The sequence below is a fragment of the Streptomyces sp. NPDC090106 genome, assembly GCF_044747265.1.
Classification (GTDB): Bacteria; Actinomycetota; Actinomycetes; order Streptomycetales; family Streptomycetaceae; genus Streptomyces.
This window is the reverse complement of the sequence record NZ_JBIVDS010000002.1, coordinates 801,194-821,669: the sequence shown is the minus strand read 5'-3', so window position 1 is coordinate 821,669 and position 20,476 is coordinate 801,194. Positions and strand designations below refer to the sequence as shown.

Sequence of the window (20,476 nt, the reverse complement as noted above, 5' to 3'; positions counted from 1 at the left end):
CCTTGGCCGGTGCACTTTCTCCGTCACCGACGCCGTCCCCTCGCCGCCCTGCCCGCGCTCGCCGTGCTGGTCGTCGCCGCGGGCTGCTCCTCAGCAGACGACAGCGGCCCGGTGGCGGTTCCCAGCCCCGGCGCGAAGGTCGCGAAGCTGTGCCGGGACCTGGACGGTGTCCTGCCGGCCGAGGTCGACGGCCTCGGCCGCAACGATCCCGAGCCCGCCTCCGCGCTGACGGCGGGCTGGGGAGGCCCGGAGATCATACTGCGCTGCGGTGTGAGCCGACCGCCCAAGATGATCGACCCCAAGGTGGCCACGGGTGACGACCCCGACGCGATAGGCGGCGAGGTCAACGGCGTGCAGTGGCTGATGGAGAAGCAGGACGACGGCTCCACCCGGTTCACCACGGCGAGCCGCAGGGCCTACGTCCAGGTGACGGTTCCCGCGGACCTCGACACCGCGGGCGTGCTGACCGGTCTGGCGCCCGCCGTGAAGAAGGCGATCCCCGAGGGGATCGCCGACTGATCCGCCCGACGCGGCGGACTACCGCAGTCCGGTGGAGCGCCGCAGCGCGGCCTGCACCAGGCGGTCCACCAGCTCCGGGTACGCGATCCCGGTCGCCTGCCACATCGCCGGGTACATCGAGATCGGCGTGAAGCCGGGCATCGTGTTGATCTCGTTGATCACGAACTCGCCGTCCTCGGTGAGGAAGAAGTCGGCGCGGACCAGTCCCTCGCAGGAGGCGGCCTCGAAGGCGTCCAGGGCCAGCCGCCGGACCTCGGCGGTCTGCTCCTCGGTCAGCGGGGCGGGGACGATCCCGGGCACCGAGTCGATGTACTTGGACTCGAAGTCGTAGTACGCGTGCGTGCTCGGGATCTCCGCGGGCACCGAGGCGCGCGGGCCGTCCTCGAACTCCAGCACCCCGCACTCGATCTCGCGCCCCACGAGCGCCGCCTCGACGAGGAACTTCGGGTCGTGCCGGCGGGCCTCGGCGATCGCCTCGTCGAGCCCGGACAGGTCCTCGACCTTGGTGATGCCGATCGACGAACCCGCGCGCGCGGGCTTCACGAACAGCGGCCAGCCGTGGTCGCCCGCGAGGTCGACGATCTTCTTGCGGGCGGCGGACTCGTCCTGCTCCCACTCCCGGGCCCTGATCACCACGTAGGGGCCGACCTTGAGCCCGAAGGAGGTGAACACCCGCTTCATGTACTCCTTGTCCTGGCCTACGGCCGAGGCGAGCACACCGGAGCCCACGTACGGGATCCCGGCGAGGTCGAGCATGCCCTGGAGGGTGCCGTCCTCGCCGTAGGGGCCGTGCAGGACGGGGAAGACGACGTCGATGTCACCGAGCGCCTTGGGCACCGATCCCGGCTCGCTGACGACGACTTCGCGGTTGTTCGGGTCGAGCGGGAGCACCACGTCGCCCTGGCCGGCCTCGGCGACGTCCTCGACCTCGGGCGTGCGGCGGTCGGTGATCGCCATGCGGTCGGGCTCGTCGGCGGTGAGGGCCCAGCGGCCGTCCCGGGTGATGCCGATCGGCAGCACCTCGTACTTGGACCGGTCGATGGCCTTCAGGACGGCGCCCGCGGTGACCACGGAGATCCCGTGTTCGGAGCTGCGCCCGCCGAACACGACGGCCACACGCGGCTTGCGAGACGGCTGCTCAGGGCTCTGGGAGAGGTTCTCGGTGCTCATATCGGCTTGAGAGTACCCGTAGCCAGAGCCATGACACAGCGTGCCCCGACACCGACTCGCCCCCGAGGGGAAGGAGCGCGGAGAGGGGCTCGCTCAGCGTCGTTCGGGCTTCGCGCTGCGCGACATCAGTTCCTTCACGGCGACCACCGGGGGCTTGCCCTCGTGGACGATCGCGACGACCGTCTCGGTGATCGGCATGTCGACGCCGTGCCGGCGGGCCAGATCCAGCACGGACTCGCAGGACTTGACGCCCTCGGCGGTCTGCTTGGTGACCGCGATGGTCTCCTGGAGGGTCATGCCCTTGCCGAGGTTGGTGCCGAAGGTGTGGTTGCGTGACAGCGGCGAGGAGCAGGTCGCCACCAGGTCGCCGAGGCCCGCGAGTCCGGCGAAGGTGAGCGGGTCGGCGCCGAGCGCCACCCCGAGGCGGGCCGTCTCGGCGAGGCCGCGCGTGATGAGCGAGCCCTTGGCGTTGTCGCCGAGCCCCATGCCGTCCGCGATGCCCACGGCCAGACCGATGACGTTCTTCACGGCGCCGCCCAACTCACAGCCCACGACGTCCGTCTCGGTGTACGGCCTGAAGTACGGGGTGTGGCAGGCCGCCTGGAGCCGCCGGGCCACCGACTCGTCCGTGCACGCGACGACCGCGGCGGCCGGCATCCGGGCGGCGATCTCCCGGGCGAGGTTGGGTCCCGTGACGACGGCGATACGGTCCTGACCGACCTTCGCGACGTCCTCGATCACCTCACTCATCCGCATGGCGGAGCCGAGTTCGACCCCCTTCATCAGGGAGACGAGGACCGTGCCGGGCGCCAACACCGGTACCCAGTCGGCGAGGTTGCCGCGCAGGGTCTGCGAGGGGACGGCCAGGACGGTGAAGTCGGCGTCGTGCGCCGCCTCCGCGGGGTCGGTCGTCGCCCGCAGGTTCACCGGGAGTTCGACGCCGGGCAGGTAGTCCGGGTTGGTCCGCGTGGAGTTGACCGCTTGCGCGAGTTCGGGGCGGCGGCCCCACAGGGTGACCTCGCAGCCCGCGTCCGCGAGCACCACGCCGAAGGCGGTACCCCACGATCCGGTGCCGAACACGGCCGCTTTGACGGGCTTGCTCACTTCGCGTTCTCTCCCTCGAGGCCGTTGCCGGCCTGGCCCTCGCGGCCGTTGTCGGCCTGACTCCTGCGCCGCTGCTCGATCCGTTCCTGACGCGGATCGTAGGCGGTGGCGGGGGCCTTCTCGCCACGGATCTCCTCCAGGAGGCGGGTGACGGCGGCCATGATGGTCTCCGTCGCCTCCTTCAGGACCTCCGGGGTCATCTCCTTGCCGTAGAAGCGCGACAGGTCCACCGGCGGGCCCGCGAGGACGTGCGAGGTCTTGCGCGGAAGGACGTTGAGCTTCTTGGCGTAGGGCGGCAGCAGTTCGTTGGCGCCCCACTGCGCGACCGGGATCACCGGGACCTTCGTCTGGAGGGCCACGCGTGCCGCGCCGGTCTTGCCGGTCATGGGCCACTGGTCCGGGTCCCGGGTGATGGTGCCCTCGGGATAGAACGCGACGCACTCACCGCGCTCCACGGCGTCGATCGCGGCCCGGAAGGCGCTGAGCGCGTCGGTGGTCTCCCGGTAGACGGGGATCTGGCCGGTGCCGCGCATCACGGCTCCGACGAATCCCTTCTTGAAAAGGCCGCTCTTCGCGAGGAATCGCGGAACACGGCCGGTGTTGTACTGAAAGTGCGCGTAGGCGAAGGGATCGACGTGCGAATTGTGGTTCACCGCGGTGATAAATCCGCCCTCGGCCGGAATGTGCTCCATTCCGCGCCAGTCCCGCTTGATCAGAACCACCAGCGGCGGTTTGGCGATCACCGCTGCCAAGCGGTACCAGAAGCCGATTCTGCGGCGGGGCACACGAGCACCTTCCTCTAGGACCTGGGGGGCCGCACAAGTGTCGCCCCAGGCCGTCCGTCTGTCGAGAACACCGTACGCCTCGCCGCGTCGACCGCCAGATGGGCGGTGTGAAGCCTGAGTGACAATGAGCGCGACAAGAGAGGGACGGAATCCCGGTGCAGTGGACCCTGGTCATACCCCTGAAACCGCTGGCGCTGGCCAAGAGCAGGCTCTCGGACACCGCCCACGACGGGCTGCGGCCGGGCCTCGCGCTGGCCTTCGCCCAGGACACCGTGGCGGGGGCGCTGGCCTGCCCTTCGGTGGCGGATGTGGTGGTCGTCACGGACGACGTCCTCGCCACGCGCGAGCTGACCCCGCTGGGCGCCCGCGTCGTCCCCGACCGGCCTGGAGCGGGCCTCAACGCCGCCCTGAGGCACGCTACGGAGCTGGTACGGCGGGAGCGGCCGGAAAGCTCCCTGGCGGCCCTGAACGCCGATCTGCCCGCACTGCGCCCCCTGGAATTGGCGCGGGTCCTCGACGGGGCCGCCGAATTCCCCCGTGCTTTTCTCCCGGACGCGGCCGCAATGGGCACCACCTTGCTGGCCGCCCGCGGGGGCGTGGAATTGCGCCCGCTCTTCGGCACGGATTCCCGCGCCCGCCATCGCGCCTCGGGCGCGGTGGAACTCGTCCTCGCGGACGTGGATTCCGTACGGCAGGACGTCGACACCGGCGCCGATCTGCGCGCCGCGCTGACCCTGGGCGTGGGCCCGCGCACGAAGTCGGCCGTCGCCCGGCTGCCGGCCCCCTGGCAGTAGGCTGCCGCCCATGCAGGCGACCGCGTACACCTACGACTCCGGCACGCGCAGCGGCAGTGTGCTGCTCGACGACGGCACCCCGGTGCCCTTCGACGCGGCGGCGTTCGACGCGGGCGGGCTGCGGCTGCTGCGGCCGGGGCAGCGGGTGCGGATCGAGGTGGAGGGCGCGCAGGACAGCCCCCGGATCACGCTGGTGACCCTCCAGACGCTCTGAGCCGCCGCCGAGGGGCCGCGCCGGAGCCTTCCCGGAACACGCCGCGGGCCGGACTCCGATGGGGAGTCCGGCCCGGCGCGTGAGATACCTCTGCGGCCCTTACTTCTTTCGGGCGGTGACCTTCTTGGCGGTGGTCTTGCGGGCCGTCGTCTTCTTGGCCGGGGCCTTCTTGGCGGTGGCCTTCTTCGCGGGGGCCTTCTTCGCCGTCGCCTTCTTGGCCGTGGTGGCCTTCTTGGCGGTCGTGGTCTTCTTGGCCGCCGTGGTCTTGGCGGTGGTCTTCTTCGCGGCGGCGGCCGTGGTCTTCTTGGCCGTCGTCTTCTTCGCCGTGGTCTTCTTCGCGGCGGCGGTGGCCTTCTTCGCCGGGGCGGCCTTCTTCGCGGCGGCCTTCTTGACCGTGGCGGAAGCACCGCCGGTCAGGCTGCCCTTGGGGGCCTTCTTGACGGCGACGTCGTTCTTCGGGAGCTTCTTCGAGCCGCTGACCAGGTCCTTGAAGCCCTGTCCGGCACGGAAGCGCGGCACGGAGGTCTTCTTGACCCGAACCCGCTCGCCCGTCTGGGGGTTGCGGGCGTAGCGGGCCGGACGGTCGACCTTCTCGAACGAACCGAAGCCGGTCACCGACACCCGGTCACCCGCGACGACCGCGCGGACGATGGCGTCCAGGACCGCGTCCACGGCCTCGGCGGCCTGCTGACGGCCACCGACCTTGTCGGCAATCGCTTCTACGAGCTGCGCCTTGTTCACGTCTTCCCCTTCGGAGACATCGCCGGAACGAAACTGTTCAGGCTTTTTCGCACGTTAGGCAGATATATACCGCAAATCAAACACGAAACGGGCTTATCACCCTTGTGCCGCAACGGTTTCGGCTCTCCAGGACTGTTCAGCGTTCCTCTTCGGGGAATCGACCCGCGTCGAGGTCCGCCGAGAAGGCCTCCAGACGCCTTGCCGCATCGGCGAGATCGTGCTTGGCCGCGGCCGTAATGACCAGCAGCTTCCGGGTCAGCGCCATCCGTACGCCCTCCGGGACTTGCAGTGCGCGCACTGTTGTGTGCGCTTCCTTGAGTTGGTCCGCGACTGCCGCATAGAGCTTGAGTTGGCCGTCGTGTTCCATGCACAGATTGTGCCATCTGGGGCGAGTTGTCGCCCGCTCAGGGTGCAACTGCCCCCTCAAACGGGCTTCCGGGGGCCGTCGGAAGACACCGCCACAACCCTCGCGTACCCCGTCAACACCGTGTCTAACATGGGGAGTTGACGCTCCCGTCGACGCCGCGCAGGGCCGTTCGGGTACAGACACAGCCGTACCCCCGATCGGGCTGATCGGGGGTACGGCTGGGGGTGTTCGGTGGCCGAAACTCGACCTGTTCGGTTGTTCCGCGGGGCGTTCGGGGTCAGACCTCGAGCGTCCGGGGCTTGAACGAGGGGCGCTTGGCCTCGTAGGCGGCGATGTCGGCCTCGTTCTGGAGGGTGATGGAGATGTCGTCCAGCCCGTTCAGCAGCCGCCAGCGGGAGTTCTCGTCCAGCTCGAAGCTCGCGGTGACGCCCTCGGCGCGCACCTCGCGGGCCTCCAGGTCGACGGTGATCTCGGCCTCGGGGTCCTTCTCGCTCAGCTCCTGGAGGGCTTCCACGATCTTCTGGTCCAGAACGACCGTGAGCAGACCGTTCTTCAGCGAGTTGCCGCGGAAGATGTCGGCGAAGCGGGAGGAGATCACGGCCTTGAAGCCGTAGTTCTGCAGGGCCCAGACCGCGTGCTCACGGGAGGAGCCGGTGCCGAAGTCGGGGCCGGCGACCAGCACGGTCGCGCCCGCGCGCTCGGGCTGGTTGAGGATGAATTTCCCGTCCTTGCGCCAGGCCTCGAACAGTCCGTCCTCGAACCCGTCCCGGGTCACCTTCTTGAGCCAGTGAGCAGGGATGATCTGGTCGGTGTCGACGTTGGAGCGGCGCAGCGGAACGGCCCGGCCGGTGTGCGTGGTGAATGCTTCCATGACTCTCAGACTCCAGCGGGCACAGGGGCGTCGGACAGGTCGGCGGGCGAGGCCAGGTGGCCCAGCACGGCGGTCGCGGCGGCGACCTGCGGCGAGACCAGGTGCGTCCGGCCGCCCTTGCCCTGCCTGCCCTCGAAGTTGCGGTTGGACGTGGAGGCGGAGCGCTCACCGGGGGCCAGCTGGTCGGGGTTCATGCCCAGACACATCGAGCAGCCCGCGTGCCGCCATTCGGCGCCGGCGTCCTTGAAGACGACGTCCAGACCCTCGGAGACGGCCTGCAGACCGACCCGCGCGGAGCCCGGGACGACCAGCATCCGTACGCCGTCGGCGACTTTGCGGCCCTTGAGCAGGTCGGCCGCCGCGCGCAGGTCCTCGATGCGGCCGTTGGTGCAGGAGCCTACGAAGACGGTGTCCACCTTGATGGAGCCCAGCGGCTGACCGGCCTCCAACCCCATGTATTCCAGGGCCTTTTCGGCGGCGAGGCGCTCCGAAGCGTCTTCGTACGAAGCAGGGTCGGGGACGTTCGCCGAAAGCGGCGCACCCTGGCCGGGGTTGGTGCCCCAGGTGACGAACGGCGACAGTTCCTCGGCCTTGATGACGACCTCGGCGTCGAACTCGGCGTCGTCGTCGGTCCTGAGCGTCTTCCAGTACGCGACCGCGGCGTCCCAGTCCTCGCCCTTGGGGGCGTGCACCCGGCCCTCGAGGTAGTCGAAGGTGGTCTGGTCGGGGGCGATCATGCCCGCGCGGGCGCCGGCCTCGATCGACATGTTGCAGATGGTCATGCGGGCTTCCATCGAGAGCTTCTCGATGGCGGAGCCGCGGTACTCCAGGATGTAGCCCTGGCCGCCGCCGGTGCCGATGCGGGCGATGATCGCGAGGATCAGGTCCTTGGCGGTGACGCCCTCGGGCAGTTCGCCGTCGACCGTGATGGCCATGGTCTTGGGGCGGGCCAGCGGCAGCGTCTGGGTGGCCAGCACGTGCTCCACCTGGGAGGTGCCGATGCCGAACGCCAGGCCGCCGAAGGCGCCGTGGGTGGAGGTGTGCGAGTCGCCGCAGACCACCGTCATACCGGGCTGGGTCAGGCCCAGCTGCGGGCCGACGACGTGCACGACACCCTGCTCGACGTCGCCCAGCGGGTGCAGCCGCACGCCGAACTCGGCGGCGTTCTTGCGCAGCGTCTCCAGCTGGACCCGGGAGACCGGGTCGGCGATGGGCTTGTCGATGTCGAGGGTGGGGGTGTTGTGGTCCTCGGTCGCGATGGTGAGGTCGAGACGACGCACCGGGCGACCGCTCTTGCGGAGGCCGTCGAAGGCCTGCGGGCTGGTCACCTCGTGCAGCAGATGCAGATCGATGAAGAGGAGGTCGGGCTCGCCCTCGGCGCGCCGGACGACGTGGTCGTCCCAGACCTTCTCCGCGAGTGTCCTACCCATCGCTTTCCCTCCGGCCGGCAAAGGTGCGCCGGCCCAACTAGAGATTCTTCGGAGACGACGCCCTCACCCCTGGTTTCCCGGGCAGCCGCCGCCGGGCCCGTTGGTCGTCGGGCCGCTGTGCATCCAAGGGTTGCGCGTCTCACGAAAAAAGGAACTTGCGTTTCACAGAGTGAGACGTGAGTATCGTTGCATGGACAACAGTAGCGGCGTCGGCGTTCTGGACAAGGCAGCCCTTGTCCTGAGCGCCCTGGAGTCCGGTCCGGCCACCCTCGCGGGCTTGGTCGCGGCGACCGGACTGGCACGACCCACGGCCCACCGGCTGGCCGTGGCTCTGGAACACCACCGTATGGTGGCGCGCGACATGCAGGGCCGGTTCATCCTCGGCCCGCGCCTGGCCGAGCTGGCCGCGGCGGCCGGCGAGGACCGCCTCCTCGCGACGGCGGGCCCGGTGCTCACGCATCTGCGGGACATCACGGGCGAGAGCGCGCAGCTCTACCGCCGCCAGGGCGACATGCGGATCTGCGTCGCCGCGGCGGAGCGGCTGTCCGGCCTCAGGGACACCGTCCCGGTCGGCTCGACGCTCACGATGAAGGCGGGCTCCTCGGCCCAGATCCTGATGGCCTGGGAGGAGCCCGAGCGCCTCCACCGCGGCCTCCAGGGCGCCCGCTTCACGGCGACGGCCCTGTCGGGTGTCCGGCGCCGCGGCTGGGCCCAGTCCATCGGCGAGCGGGAGCCGGGCGTCGCGTCCGTCTCCGCCCCCGTCCGCGGGCCCTCCAACCGCGTGGTCGCCGCCGTGTCGGTCTCCGGCCCCATCGAGCGCCTGACGCGCCACCCGGGCCGTATGCACGCCCAGGCGGTCATCGACGCCGCCGCCCGCCTCTCCGAGGCGCTGCGCCGCGGCTGACGCCCACGGACGACGCCGGGGAGGGCCCGCCTCAACGCCGCGGCAGACCCTCCCCGTCCTCCGATCCCCCCGTCAGCCGGCTTCCTCGACCGCCTCGGCCGCGGCCTTCGACCGGTACGCGTACCGGTCCCTCGCGGAGCGTCCGCGCCGCTCCAGCGGAACCTGCCCGTGCGCCGCCGCCAGCCCGAACGCGGGCATGTCGGCGTAGATCGCCTCGTAGGACCCCTCCGGCACCACGTACGCCTCGTGCCACAGCCCCACGTGCCCGCGCACCTTGCCCTCCCGCTCCTTGCGGTTGAGGAGCGCCCAGGCCGGATGGTGGAGCCTCTCGGGGGCGTGCGCGTAGGCGTAGAGCCGCTCCTTGGACTCCCAGTACTGGACGACGTAGTACGTCCGCGGCGACGCCGTGAGCAGGACCTTGCCCAGCAGGCCCTGGCTCCGGTCCTTCTCCAGCTCCGCCAGCATCCGGAACATCGAGCGCATCACGGGACCCCACTGGTGCACCGCCCAGAAGTGGTTGACGCGCATCCCGATGAGCAGGACGACCACATCGCCCTCGGTATCGGCGGTCGTACGCCCCGGCACCGGCTTCGCGAACACGGCTTCCCCCATGGTTCGGCATCGGACAGCCATCGGATAGCGGCGCTATCCTTCTCGGCAGTGCTTGGATAGTGGCACTGCCCAAGGGAAGGCGCAAGGCATGCGACTGGCGGAGCTGAGCGAGCGCAGCGGGGTGTCCACCGCGACGATCAAGTACTACCTGCGCGAGGGGCTGTTGGCGCCCGGCCACCAGATCAACACCACCACCGCGGAGTACGACGAGGAGCATCTGCGCCGGCTGCGGCTGGTCCGCGCGATGATCCAGGTCGGCCGGGTGCCGGTGGCCACGATCAAGGAGGTCCTCTCGCACGTCGACGACGACTCCCTGCCCCGCGCACTGCGCCTGGGAGCATCGGTCTGGGCCCTGCCGCAGACCCCGGAGCCGGACGCCGACGACGAGTTCGTACGGGGCGCGCGCTCCGCGATGGAGGAGCTGCTCGGGACGCTCGGGTGGACGCACGCGCGGGAGATGGCGGCGGTGTCGCCGTCGTTCCGCTCGCTCGTGGTGGCGACGGCCGCGCTGCGCAGACTCGGCTACGAGTGGCCCGTCGAGACGCTCCTCCCCTACGCCCGGCTGATGCGCCAAGTCGCCGAGCTGGACATGGAGTTCATGGAGTCGCACGTCTCCGAGGCGGAGAAGGCGGAGGTCGCCGTGCTGGGCGTGGTGCTGGTCGAGCCGATGCTCCGGGCGCTGCACCGGCTGGCACAGGAGGAGGAGACGGCCCGGCGGTACGGCTACGCGTAGCGGCCAGGAGCGGGTGGGCAACGCGAAAGGCCCTCCACCGGAGTGGAGGGCCTTTCGACTGCGTACCCCCGACCGGATTCGAACCGGCGCTACCGCCTTGAGAGGGCGGCGTGCTAGGCCGCTACACAACGGGGGCGAGGATCTTGCGAGCGTCGAGAACACGACGCCGCAGATCCGAGCTGGTCTACCTGGACTCGAACCAAGACTAACTGAACCAGAATCAGTCGTGCTGCCAATTACACCATAGACCAATGTGGTTTAGACCAGTTTGTACCCCCGACCGGATTCGAACCGGCGCTACCGCCTTGAGAGGGCGGCGTGCTAGGCCGCTACACAACGGGGGCCCTAGCGATCCTGCGTGAGTGTCAGCGGGAGCGACCCTGACTGACCCTCCGGGAAGGATCTGTACCCCCGACCGGATTCGAACCGGCGCTACTGCCTTGAGAGGGCAGCGTGCTAGGCCGCTACACAACGGGGGCTTTGCAGATGAGCTCTGCGAGCTGGCCTACCTGGACTCGAACCAAGACTAACTGAACCAGAATCAGTCGTGCTGCCAATTACACCATAGGCCACTGGAACGCAAGCCCCTGAGGGGATTTTGTTCTAGTTCGCTCCCCCGGGGTTTCGGCCTTTCGGCCCGCTCTCCGGCGGCGCAGGAAGAACATTACCCGAAGGTGGACGGGGCTCCAAAACGGGTATCCGCGCCGAGCAGCGCGGGGAGTTCGGCGAGGCTCGCGATCCGGTGCGGACCGGCGGGAGCACCGGCGTCGGCGTGCACGGAGCCGTCGCGGTCGATCCAGACCGACAGCAGCCCGGCGTCGGCGGCGCCCCGTCCGTCGATCTCCGGATGGTCGCCGACGTAGGCGACTTGGTGCGGGGCGAGGTCGAGTGCGTCGCAGGCGGCGAGGAAGGCGGCGGCCTCGGGCTTGGAGACGCCCAGCTCGGCGGCGCACAGGATGGACTCGAAGCGGTCGTGCACGCCGAGGACGCGGAGCTTGTGGTCCTGGACGTGGATGCTGGAGTTGGAGAGCACCGCGTGCCGGTGGCTGGCGGCGAGGACGTCCAGGACCGGCAGGACGTCCGGGAACAGCGCCCAGACGGTCTCGTAGTGCCCGATGTACCGCCGGAACCAGGCGTCCGCCTCCGCGTCGCCCAGCTCCTCCCCCAGGAACACCCGCACCCGGTCCCGGCGCTGTCCCTCGAAGGACACCTCGCCGGCGGCGAACCGCGCCCACTGGGTGTCGGTCACCGCCCGCCACCGGGCGAGGGCCTGCTCGACGGTCTCGTGGCCGTCCAGCAGCCCTTCCGCCGCCAGGTGCAGCCGCATTCCGGCGCGGTCGGCGCCGGTGTAGTCGAAGAGGGTGTCGTCCACGTCCCAGACCACGGCTCGAATGCTCATGCCCCGACGGTATCCGGGGCGGGAACGCGTGAGGGCGGTACCCGGACACCTCCGGGTACCGCCCTCACGCGTGCGTACGGCTTACGCGGCCAGCTTCGCGAGCGCCGCGTCGATCCGGGCCAGGGTCGTCTCCCTGCCCAGGACCTCCAGGGACTCGAAGAGCGGCAGGCCCACCGTGCGGCCGGTGACGGCGACGCGGACCGGGGCCTGGGCCTTGCCTAGCTTGAGGCCGTGGGCCTCACCGGCGGTCAGGACGGCCTCCTTGAGGGACTCCGGAGAGGTCCAGTCGGCCGCCTCCAGCTTCTCGCGGGCGGTGACCAGGAGGGCGTCCGAGCCCTCCTTCATGGCCTTCGCCCAGCTCGCCTCGTCGGCCACCGGCTCGGCGAGGAAGAGGAAGTCGACGTTGTCCGTGATCTCGGAGAGGACCTTCAGACGGGTCTGGGCGTGCGGGGCGATCGCCTGCCACTTCGCCTCGTCGAACTCCTCCGGGGTCCAGGGCGCGAACGGGGCCTTCAGCCACGGGGCGCAGCGCTCGGTGAAGTCCTTCACGTCGAGCATGCGGATGTGGTCGCCGTTGATCGACTCGCACTTCTTCAGGTCGAAGCGGGCCGGGTTGGGCTGGACGTCCTTGATGTCGAAGGCCGCGACCATCTCCTCGACGGAGAAGATGTCCTGGTCCGCGCTGAGCGACCAGCCCAGCAGGGACAGGTAGTTGAGCAGTCCCTCGGGGAGGAAGCCGCGCTCGCGGTAGAGGTTGAGCGAGGACTCCGGGTCGCGCTTGGAGAGCTTCTTGTTGCCCTCGCCCATCACGTACGGGAGGTGCCCGAAGGAGGGGATCTCCTTGGCCACGCCCAGCTCGATCAGCGCCTTGTACAGGGCGATCTGGCGGGGGGTGGAGGAGAGCAGGTCCTCGCCGCGCAGGACGTGGGTGATCTCCATCAGGGCGTCGTCGACCGGGTTGACGAGGGTGTAGAGCGGGGCGCCGTTGGCCCGGACGATGCCGTAGTCGGGCACGTTCTCCGGGGTGAAGGTCAGCTCGCCGCGGACCAGGTCGGTGAAGGTGATCGTCTCGTCGGGCATCCGGAAGCGGACGATGGGCTCGCGGCCCTCGGCGACGTACGCGGCGACCTGCTCGTCGGTCAGCTCGCGGCAGTGGCCGTCGTAGCCGGAGGGCCGGCCGGCCGCGCGGGCCGCCTCGCGGCGCTCGTCCAGCTCGGTCTGGGAGCAGTAGCAGCGGTAGGCGTGCCCGGCGTCCAGGAGCTTGGCGGCGACGTCCTTGTAGAGGTCCATGCGCTGCGACTGGCGGTACGGGGCGTGCGGGCCGCCGACCTCGGGGCCCTCGTCCCAGTCGAAGCCCAGCCAGCGCATCGCGTCGAGCAGCTGGTTGTAGGACTCCTCCGAGTCGCGGGCCGCGTCGGTGTCCTCGATGCGGAAGACCAGGGTGCCCTGGTGGTGCCGGGCGAAGGCCCAGTTGAACAGGGCGGTGCGGACCAGGCCCACATGGGGGTTACCGGTGGGCGAGGGACAGAAACGGACGCGAACGGGGGAGCCGGGTGCGCTAGCCACGCTTGACAACCTTGTTGGTGAGAGTGCCGATGCCTTCGATGGTGACGGCGACCTCGTCGCCGACGGTGAGCGGCCCGACGCCGGCCGGGGTGCCCGTGAGGATCACGTCGCCGGGGAGCAGCGTCATGGCCTCGGTGATGTTGACGATCAGATCCGCGATGGAGTGGATCATCTCGCTGGTGCGGCCGAGCTGGCGTTGCTCGCCGTTGACCGTGAGCTGGACCGTGAGGTCGGACGCGGTGGCGAGGTCCAGGTCGGTCTCGACCCAGGGGCCGAGCGGGCAGGAGGTGTCGAAGCCCTTGGCCCGGGCCCACTGCTTCTCGCGCCGCTGCACGTCGCGTGCGGTGACGTCGTTGGCGCAGGTGTAGCCGAAGATGACGTCGGCGGCTCGCTCGCGCGGGACCTCTCGGCACATGCGGCCGATGACCACGGCCAGTTCGGCCTCGTGGTGGAGTTCCTCGGAGAAGGCGGGGTACTGGATGGCGTCGCCGGGGCCGATCACCGAGGTGGAGGGCTTGAAGAAGGCGAACGGGACGTCCGGGACCTCGTTGCCCAGTTCCCTGGCGTGGTCGGCGTAGTTGCGGCCGTACGCCACGACCTTGTTGGGGAGCACCGGCGGCAGCAGCCTGACCTTGCTCAGCGGGACCTTCGTTCCGGAGAGTTCGAAGTCCGCGAACGGGATGCCCTTGATGATGTCGAGGACGAGCTCGTCCGGCCTGTCGCCCTCGACCGCGCCGAAGGCGACGTTCCCGTCGATGGAGAATCTGGCGATGCGCACGGGATTCCTGCGCCCCTCACTGAGCTGGCTGGAGTCTGACGCTCCAGGCTAACGCGAGGGGGGCAGGGGCACCGCGCGGATTACCGCCCGGTCTACTGCTCGGCGACGGCGGCGGCCGGGACCGGGATCTCGTCGAGGACGGTGCGCCGGGGGTTCGCGGTCTGGGCGGGGAGGTCGACGGAGTGCTCCGGCAGCTCCGGGGTGCGCAGTTCGCCGGCGTCCGCGAGGTGGGCCAGCGTCGTGCGCCGCGGATTGGCTGTGTTGCGGAACATCATCGTCGTCTTCACGGTTCTACTGGACCCTGTCGTCGGTTACCGGTTGGCATTTTGCTACACCTTGTAAAGCGTCAGGCTAAACATGCGATTCCCGCGCGAAGCCGTGAAGAGGCCTTGATCGGTATGTGAGTTTGCTCACTGAGGCGAGGCCAAACAGGTCAATTCGGACCAGCCCTTCAGTCGGACGAAAACGGCATTCCACCCCTGAAGCAATCATTCCGCTCCTGATCATGGCGACTGGGACACCGATCCACGCCGGGTAACTCGCGGACGTATGTCCGATATCAGGGAGATTCCCTTCCACGTCCCGTGACCCGGCGCTCACAAGCTGTCACGTAGGTCACGGCATGACACTCGAACCTTGTTGGAGATCCCGCACTGTGCTGGAATGCCACGGACCGCCGCAGGATCGAGCCGGCGCACAGGGGGCGCTAACGAGCGCCGAGTGGCGGCGAGACAGGGGGAGCCAGCGCCGGTCACTCACGACCACCTGGGGGGCGCGTTCAGGGCGCTCCCTTATACGCCGACACCGTGCCTTTCCGTTCATCCGGAGGGGCGCCTGGTCCAGAGGTTGCGACGCTAGTGCAGGGACGTTTCAAGAGGGATGGCAGTGCTTCGGCCGAGCCGGAGCCGCACGGCGGGACTGCCCCCAGCAATGGCAGCTCCTCGCCCCAGCACGCCCAGAACCCGGGCCAGGCAGGTGCACCCGGCGATGGCGGTGAGCGCTCAGGGCGCCCCGGCACGTCGTCCTCCGGCCCCCAGAACCCGGCTGCCCCGACGGTGCGGACCTCCAGGGGTCCGAGCGGTCCGGGCTCCCGAATAGCACTGCGCAACTGGCGTATCTCCACGCGCCTGGTGTCGCTGCTCGCGCTCCCCGTGGTCGCGGCCACGTCGCTCGGTGCCCTGCGCATCAGCGACAGCATGGACGAGATCCAGCAGCTCGAGAACATGAAGCTGCTGACCGACATGACCAAGCAGGCGACCGCGCTGGCCGCGGCCCTGCAGGCGGAGCGCGACGAGTCGGCCGGCCCGCTGGCGCACGGCTCCAGCGCGACCGACTACACGATCAAGGGTCTGCGGGACAAGACCGACCGCGCGCGTGAGGACTTCATCGACGCGTCGGAGGAGATCGACACCGGCGACAGCAACCTCCAGGGCATCCGCGAGAACGTGGTCCTCCTGGTCGGCAACCTGCGCACGATCGAGAAGATCCGCAGCACCTCCTACGACGACACGAAGAACTCCACCCAGACCGTGGAGTCCTATCACCGCCTGATCACGCAGCTGCTGGACCTCTCGCAGGACATGGCGCAGGCCACCAGCAACCCCGACATGATCCAGCGGACGCGAGCCCTGGCCGCCTTCTCCGCCGCCAAGGAGTACGCCTCCGTCCAGCGCGCGGTCCTCGCGGCGGCCCTGCCCGAGACCAAGAGCGTCTACGGCGACCTCTCCGAGAACGACCGGCTGTACGCGCAGTCGGCGCTCAGCTCCGAGGAAGCCGAACTCAAGAGTTTCCAGTCCATCTACGGCAAGACCAGCGCCGTCGAGATGCTGGAGCCGATCGGCGACGACAACGCGACGATCCTCTCCAGCGACACCTACGCCAGCCGCGCGCTGAACTCCGCGGACGGCCTGGAGAACCTCGACAAGCGCTCGTACAAGGACTGGCTGGACGACAGCTCGACCAAGATCGAGCAGATGGGCAAGATCGAGCACACGCTCCTGGAGGAGATGGAGCAGAAGGCGCGTGAGCTGCGCAACGCGTCGGAGAGCGAAGCGATCATCTCCGGTGCGCTGATCCTGCTCGTGCTGGGCATCTCGCTCGTCGGCGCCTTCGTCGTGGCCCGGTCCATGATCCGGTCGCTGCGGCGCCTGGAGGAGACCGCGACCAAGGTCGCCACCGACCGTCTGCCCGAGCTGGTCAAGCAGCTCTCCGAGTCGGACCCGCAGGACGTCGACACCTCCGTCGAGTCGGTCGGTGTGCACTCCCGGGACGAGATCGGCAAGGTGGCCGCGGCCTTCGACGACGTGCACCGCGAGGCGGTCCGTCTCGCCGCCGAGCAGGCCCTGCTGCGGGGCAACGTCAACGCGATGTTCACCAACCTCTCGCGCCGCTCCCAGGGCCTCATCCAGCGTCAGCTCTCGCTCATCTCCGAGCTGGAGTCCCGCGAGGCCGACCCGGACCAGCTGTCCTCTCTGTTCAAGCTCGACCACCTCGCGACCCGCATGCGCCGTAACGGTGAGAACCTCCTGGTCCTCGCCGGTGAAGAGCCCGGCCGCCGCTGGACCCGCCCGGTCCCGCTGGTCGACGTGCTCCGCGCCGCCGCCTCCGAGGTGGAGCAGTACGAGCGCATCGAACTGGCCGCCGTGCCGACGACCGAGGTCGCCGGCCGCGTGGTCAACGACCTCGTCCACCTGCTCGCGGAGCTGCTGGAGAACGCGACCTCGTTCTCCTCGCCGCAGACCAAGGTCAAGGTCACCGGTCACGCCCTGCCCGACGGCCGGGTGCTGATCGAGATCCACGACACCGGTATCGGCCTGTCCCCCGAGGACCTCGCCGCGATCAACGAGCGGCTCGCCTCGCCGCCCACCGTGGACGTCTCGGTCTCGCGCCGCATGGGTCTGTTCGTGGTCGGCCGTCTGTCGCAGCGTCACGGCATCCGTATCCAGCTGCGCCCCTCCGACTCCGGTGGTACGACCGCGCTGGTCATGCTGCCCGTCGATGTCGCCCAGGGCGGCAAGAAGCCTCAGGTCAAGCCCGGTCAGGGCGGCGCCCCGACCGGTGGTGGCTCGGGTGCCGCGGCCGCGGTCGCCGGTATGGCGGCGGCCCGCCGGGGCGGTGGCGCCGTGGGCGCCGGTGCCTCCGCGGGTGGCGGCGCGCTCGGTGCCGGTGCTCCCACCGGCGGCCGGCTCACCGCAGGCCAGGGCCCGCGGGCCGCGCTGCCCGGCACGGGCAACAGCGGTGGCCGTCCCGGTGGGCCGGGCGGCCCGCGCGGACCTCAGCCCCCGTCCGGTCCCCCGCAGGGCAGGCCGGCCCCGGCCGGTGCCGGCGCGGGCTTCGGCGGTCAGGCTCCGGGTTCCCCGCAGGGTCTTCAGTCCTCCGGCAACGGCGGCCAGGACGCCTTCGGCTCCCAGGACGCCTTCGGCTCCCAGGACGCGTTCGGTGCGCAGGACGCCTTCGGTGCGCAGGACGCGTTCGGCGGCAACCGTGAGCAGGGCGGCGGCCGGCGCGGCCGGTCCCCGCAGCTCCCGGGCCGCGGTGGTCCCCGGGCCGAGCTGCCCGGCGGCAACCAGCAGCAGCCGCGGCCGAGCTGGAGCGACGAGAACGCCCAGCCCCAGCTCTCGCGCGCCTCGCTGGACGCCCCGCGCGGTCACGACGAGCGGGACCCCTCGCAGACGTCGCCCATGCCGCGCATCGACGACCGGCACGGCCCGGCCTCCACGGCCCAGATGCCGGTGATCGGCCGCGACGACCGGCACGGCCCCGGCTCCACCGGTGAGTTCCCCCGCCCGGACTTCGACGCCCCGCAGAACACGGGCCAGTACGGCCGACCCGACGCGGCCGGTCCCCAGGGCTACCAGCGCCCCGCGGACCCGAACTCCGGTCAGAACAACACGGGTTCGTTCGTCCGTCCGGACGTGTTCGGCACTCCGGCGCCCAACACCTCGTCCACGACGGGCCAGTTCGCTGCTCCGCAGGGCTACGACAACGGCTCCACGGGCCAGTTCCCGGTCCAGGGCCGTCAGGCGCCGTCCAACCCGGCGCAGAACACAGGTCAGTTCGAGCGGCCCCAGCCGGGTGCCGGGCGCGGTCCCGCCGACTTCGGCGTGCAGCGTCCCCCGGTTCCGCCGCACGCACCACAGCGTCCGGTCCGTCAGGAGCCCGAGGCACTGCCTCCGGCCCCGGGTCCGGGTGATGGTCGTACGCCTCTGTACGACACGTTGGAAACCAACTGGTTCCACGGCCAGCAGGGTCAGCCCGCCGCCGGTGCCAACGGCAACGGCAACGTGCCCCCGCAGGTTCCCCCGCAGCCGCAGCAGCCTCCGGCCGCTCCGGCTCAGCGTCCCGCCTCCGCCTCCTGGCGCAGCTCGCCCAACGACGATCTCGTCCGGCAGGCCGAGCGGGTCAGGCAGCCGGCAGCGGGCGGTGTCACCACCTCCGGTCTGCCGCGCCGGGTACCCAGGGCGAACCTCGTCCCGGGCACAGCGGCGCAGCAGCAACAGCACCAATCCGGTCCGGCCGTCTCGCGTGCGCCTGACGACGTGCGTGGACGTCTGACCAATCTCCGTCGGGGTATCGCGCAAGGTCGTCAGGCCGGCAACGGCCAGACGGGCAGTTTCCCGAGCCCCACTCACCAGCAGGAGCGTTAGTTGAGCCAGATGAGCCAGGCGGCACAAAATCTCAACTGGTTGATCACCAACTTCGTGGACAACACCCCCGGGGTGTCCCACACCGTCGTCGTGTCCGCCGACGGTCTGCTGCTGGCGATGTCCGAGGGCTTCCCGCGCGACCGTGCCGACCAGCTGGCGGCCGTCGCGTCCGGACTCACCTCTCTCACGGCCGGGGCGTCCCGGATCTTCGAGGGCGGCAGCGTCGCGCAGACCGTCGTCGAGATGGAACGAGGCTTCCTCTTCCTGATGTCCGTCTCCGACGGCTCTTCCCTCGCCGTTCTCGCACACCCCGAGTGCGACATCGGCCTGGTGGGCTACGAGATGGCACTGCTCGTCGACCGCGCGGGTGCGGTGCTCACGCCCGATCTCCGCGCCGAACTACAGGGCAGTCTGCTTCACTGACGGCCCCGGATCCACCCGTCTCACCAAATCACCGTCCGGCCGCCACAATCCCCCCACCGGCCCCCACCAGACGGCTTGACTGACCGACTTGCTGTCCCGCCCGGAGGATTCATGACCCCGCCCACCGCCTCTCATGATCCGTACGCGGAGCCGTACGAGGATGAGGGCGACCAGCCGCTGGTACGTCCTTACGCGATGACCGGCGGCCGGACCCGGCCGCGCTACCAGCTCGCCATAGAGGCCCTGATCAGCACCACGGCCGACCCGGCAGCGCTCATGGGCCTGCTCCCGGAGCACCAGCGCATCTGCCACCTGTGCCGTGAGGTGAAGTCGGTCGCGGAGGTGTCGGCTCTGCTGGCCATGCCGCTGGGTGTGGCCCGCATTCTCGTCGCGGACCTCGCCGAGGCCGGTCTTGTCGCCATTCACCAGCCGGGCGGCGACGAGACCACCGGCGCTCCGGACGTGACACTGCTCGAAAGGGTGCTCAGTGGACTTCGCAAGCTCTGACGGAGGCCGGGCGACCACCTCCGCGAAGATCGTGGTGGCCGGCGGCTTCGGCGTCGGCAAGACCACGTTCGTGGGTGCCGTCTCCGAGATCAATCCGCTGCGCACCGAGGCCGTCATGACGTCCGCCTCGGCGGGCATCGACGACCTGACCCACACCGGGGACAAGACCACCACCACGGTGGCCATGGACTTCGGCCGCATCACGCTCGACCAGGACCTGATCCTGTACCTCTTCGGTACGCCGGGCCAGGACCGCTTCTGGTTCATGTGGGACGACCTGGTGCGCGGCGCGATCGGCGCGGTCGTCCTGGTGGACACCCGCCGTCTCGCCGACTGCTTCCCCGCGGTCGACTACTTCGAGAACAGCGGCCTGCCGTTCGTCGTCGCCCTCAACGGCTTCGACGGCCAGCAGCCCTACCAGCCCGAAGAGGTGCGCGAGGCGCTCCAGATCGGGCCCGACACCCCCATCATCACGACCGACGCGCGGCACCGCTCGGATGCCAAGAGTGCGCTGATCACGCTGGTCGAGCACGCACTGATGGCCCGCCTGCGCTAAAGATCAAATCTGCGCTCGCGTACGGCAGTTGTCGTAGATATGCCGGAGCCGACTGTGGCCTTTGACACGGTCGGCTCCGGTGTTCATAACGTTTCGGCAGAGAGTTCGGGTGGTACGGCCACTCGACGCGTTCGACCGGTCTCACTGCGCGCACGAAGGCCCCGTCTTTTGACGGGGCTCGCTCTTTATGACCGTTTTATCTAGGACTTACAAGCACACAGACCGCCGCTCCTCCATGTTTGGAGGAGCGGCGGCCCACGTGCTGGAATGCCTGAACTGCCCAATAGTCAAAGACGTACTCACAGTCGTTGGCGCGCTGGGCTCTGAGAGACTGCGGCACAAGTAGAGGTGCCGACC

21 protein-coding genes and 5 tRNA genes are annotated in these 20,476 nt (G+C 69.8%); 9 read left to right on the top strand and 17 right to left on the bottom strand.

Annotated elements, in window-relative coordinates; genetic code table 11:
• The first annotated feature begins 9 nt into the window (after positions 1-9).
• The gene (locus ACIPSE_RS09265) at positions 10-519 is read left to right on the top strand and encodes a DUF3515 domain-containing protein (RefSeq protein ID WP_401659366.1); all 510 of its coding nucleotides are present in this window, start codon (positions 10-12) and stop codon (positions 517-519) included.
• Positions 520-537: 18 nt separating this feature from the next.
• Here ACIPSE_RS09265 and ACIPSE_RS09260 read toward each other — a convergent pair whose 3' ends face one another.
• The 3 genes from ACIPSE_RS09260 to ACIPSE_RS09250 all read right to left on the bottom strand — a co-directional run bounded on the left by ACIPSE_RS09260 (position 538) and on the right by ACIPSE_RS09250 (position 3,578).
• Positions 538-1,689 (bottom strand): D-alanine--D-alanine ligase family protein, encoded by a 1,152-nt coding sequence (locus tag ACIPSE_RS09260; RefSeq protein WP_401659363.1) that lies wholly within the window; start codon positions 1,687-1,689, stop codon positions 538-540.
• A 93-nt stretch (positions 1,690-1,782) separates the two neighbouring features.
• Positions 1,783-2,793, bottom strand: coding sequence for an NAD(P)H-dependent glycerol-3-phosphate dehydrogenase (locus ACIPSE_RS09255; protein ID WP_401659360.1), 1,011 nt, complete (start codon positions 2,791-2,793; stop codon positions 1,783-1,785).
• Complete coding sequence (locus ACIPSE_RS09250) at positions 2,790-3,578, bottom strand: lysophospholipid acyltransferase family protein (RefSeq protein WP_401659358.1); 789 nt, start codon at positions 3,576-3,578, stop codon at positions 2,790-2,792. The genes ACIPSE_RS09255 and ACIPSE_RS09250 overlap by 4 nt, the downstream gene beginning before the upstream one ends.
• 155 nt (positions 3,579-3,733) lie before the next feature.
• Between ACIPSE_RS09250 and cofC the strand changes: the two genes are divergently transcribed.
• Both cofC and ACIPSE_RS09240 read left to right on the top strand, forming a co-directional pair.
• Complete coding sequence (gene cofC / locus ACIPSE_RS09245) at positions 3,734-4,372, top strand: 2-phospho-L-lactate guanylyltransferase (protein WP_401659355.1); 639 nt, start codon at positions 3,734-3,736, stop codon at positions 4,370-4,372.
• Between the two features lie 10 nt (positions 4,373-4,382).
• Positions 4,383-4,586, top strand: coding sequence for a hypothetical protein (locus tag ACIPSE_RS09240; protein ID WP_401659352.1), 204 nt, complete (start codon positions 4,383-4,385; stop codon positions 4,584-4,586).
• 99 nt (positions 4,587-4,685) lie between these two features.
• On the opposite strand, the gene ACIPSE_RS09235 is transcribed toward ACIPSE_RS09240, so the two are convergent.
• From ACIPSE_RS09235 to leuC, 4 genes are all read right to left on the bottom strand, one after another.
• Positions 4,686-5,327, bottom strand: a complete 642-nt coding sequence (locus ACIPSE_RS09235) for an HU family DNA-binding protein (RefSeq protein ID WP_401659349.1) — start codon at positions 5,325-5,327, stop codon at positions 4,686-4,688.
• Positions 5,328-5,463: 136 nt separating this feature from the next.
• Complete coding sequence (locus ACIPSE_RS09230; RefSeq protein WP_401659346.1) at positions 5,464-5,694, bottom strand: hypothetical protein; 231 nt, start codon at positions 5,692-5,694, stop codon at positions 5,464-5,466.
• A 277-nt stretch (positions 5,695-5,971) separates the two neighbouring features.
• Positions 5,972-6,565 carry a 3-isopropylmalate dehydratase small subunit gene (gene leuD / locus ACIPSE_RS09225; protein WP_401659343.1) on the bottom strand — a complete coding sequence of 198 codons (594 nt, stop codon included), beginning with the start codon at positions 6,563-6,565 and terminating at the stop codon, positions 5,972-5,974.
• A 5-nt stretch (positions 6,566-6,570) separates the two neighbouring features.
• On the bottom strand, positions 6,571-7,995 hold the full coding sequence (gene leuC, locus ACIPSE_RS09220; RefSeq protein WP_401659340.1) for a 3-isopropylmalate dehydratase large subunit: 1,425 nt from the start codon (positions 7,993-7,995) through the stop codon (positions 6,571-6,573).
• A 190-nt stretch (positions 7,996-8,185) separates the two neighbouring features.
• On the opposite strand from leuC, the gene ndgR reads away from it, so the two are divergent.
• A complete protein-coding gene (gene ndgR, locus ACIPSE_RS09215) occupies positions 8,186-8,899 on the top strand; it encodes an IclR family transcriptional regulator NdgR (RefSeq protein ID WP_401659337.1) in 714 nt (237 codons plus the stop codon).
• 72 nt (positions 8,900-8,971) lie between these two features.
• On the opposite strand, the gene ACIPSE_RS09210 is transcribed toward ndgR, so the two are convergent.
• A complete protein-coding gene (locus tag ACIPSE_RS09210) occupies positions 8,972-9,511 on the bottom strand; it encodes a DUF4188 domain-containing protein (RefSeq protein ID WP_401659335.1) in 540 nt (179 codons plus the stop codon).
• Between the two features lie 88 nt (positions 9,512-9,599).
• Here ACIPSE_RS09210 and ACIPSE_RS09205 point away from each other — a divergent pair, with 88 nt between their 5' ends.
• Positions 9,600-10,244, top strand: a complete 645-nt coding sequence (locus ACIPSE_RS09205) for a MerR family transcriptional regulator (RefSeq protein WP_401659332.1) — start codon at positions 9,600-9,602, stop codon at positions 10,242-10,244.
• Positions 10,245-10,307: 63 nt separating this feature from the next.
• Here the strand turns inward: ACIPSE_RS09205 and ACIPSE_RS09200 are convergent.
• The 9 genes from ACIPSE_RS09200 to ACIPSE_RS09160 form a co-directional block, all read right to left on the bottom strand.
• Positions 10,308-10,380: transfer RNA gene (locus tag ACIPSE_RS09200), tRNA-Glu, on the bottom strand.
• 43 nt (positions 10,381-10,423) lie between these two features.
• A tRNA-Gln gene (locus ACIPSE_RS09195) sits at positions 10,424-10,495 on the bottom strand.
• Between the two features lie 20 nt (positions 10,496-10,515).
• Positions 10,516-10,588 (bottom strand) — tRNA-Glu (locus ACIPSE_RS09190).
• Positions 10,589-10,650: 62 nt separating this feature from the next.
• Positions 10,651-10,723: transfer RNA gene (locus tag ACIPSE_RS09185), tRNA-Glu, on the bottom strand.
• A gap of 21 nt (positions 10,724-10,744) precedes the next feature.
• Positions 10,745-10,816, bottom strand: a tRNA-Gln gene (locus tag ACIPSE_RS09180).
• A 92-nt stretch (positions 10,817-10,908) separates the two neighbouring features.
• Positions 10,909-11,643, bottom strand: coding sequence for an HAD family hydrolase (locus ACIPSE_RS09175; protein WP_401659329.1), 735 nt, complete (start codon positions 11,641-11,643; stop codon positions 10,909-10,911).
• Positions 11,644-11,724: 81 nt separating this feature from the next.
• On the bottom strand, positions 11,725-13,209 hold the full coding sequence (gene gltX / locus ACIPSE_RS09170; RefSeq protein WP_401659326.1) for a glutamate--tRNA ligase: 1,485 nt from the start codon (positions 13,207-13,209) through the stop codon (positions 11,725-11,727).
• A complete protein-coding gene (locus tag ACIPSE_RS09165; protein WP_401659323.1) occupies positions 13,202-13,987 on the bottom strand; it encodes a fumarylacetoacetate hydrolase family protein in 786 nt (261 codons plus the stop codon). The genes gltX and ACIPSE_RS09165 overlap by 8 nt, the downstream gene beginning before the upstream one ends.
• A gap of 92 nt (positions 13,988-14,079) precedes the next feature.
• Positions 14,080-14,274 (bottom strand): hypothetical protein, encoded by a 195-nt coding sequence (locus tag ACIPSE_RS09160; protein WP_401659321.1) that lies wholly within the window; start codon positions 14,272-14,274, stop codon positions 14,080-14,082.
• 570 nt (positions 14,275-14,844) lie between these two features.
• On the opposite strand from ACIPSE_RS09160, the gene ACIPSE_RS09155 reads away from it, so the two are divergent.
• The 4 genes from ACIPSE_RS09155 (at position 14,845) to ACIPSE_RS09140 (ending at position 20,119) form a co-directional block, all read left to right on the top strand.
• Positions 14,845-18,633 carry a nitrate- and nitrite sensing domain-containing protein gene (locus ACIPSE_RS09155; RefSeq protein ID WP_401659318.1) on the top strand — a complete coding sequence of 1,263 codons (3,789 nt, stop codon included), beginning with the start codon at positions 14,845-14,847 and terminating at the stop codon, positions 18,631-18,633.
• A 9-nt stretch (positions 18,634-18,642) separates the two neighbouring features.
• On the top strand, positions 18,643-19,056 hold the full coding sequence (locus ACIPSE_RS09150) for a roadblock/LC7 domain-containing protein (RefSeq protein WP_003993189.1): 414 nt from the start codon (positions 18,643-18,645) through the stop codon (positions 19,054-19,056).
• 111 nt (positions 19,057-19,167) lie between these two features.
• Positions 19,168-19,563: a DUF742 domain-containing protein gene (locus tag ACIPSE_RS09145; RefSeq protein WP_016432454.1), complete on the top strand. Its 396-nt coding sequence runs from the start codon at positions 19,168-19,170 to the stop codon at positions 19,561-19,563.
• On the top strand, positions 19,544-20,119 hold the full coding sequence (locus tag ACIPSE_RS09140; protein ID WP_030793795.1) for an ATP/GTP-binding protein: 576 nt from the start codon (positions 19,544-19,546) through the stop codon (positions 20,117-20,119). Before ACIPSE_RS09145 ends, ACIPSE_RS09140 begins: the two co-directional genes overlap by 20 nt.
• The last annotated feature ends 357 nt before the right edge of the window (positions 20,120-20,476 follow it).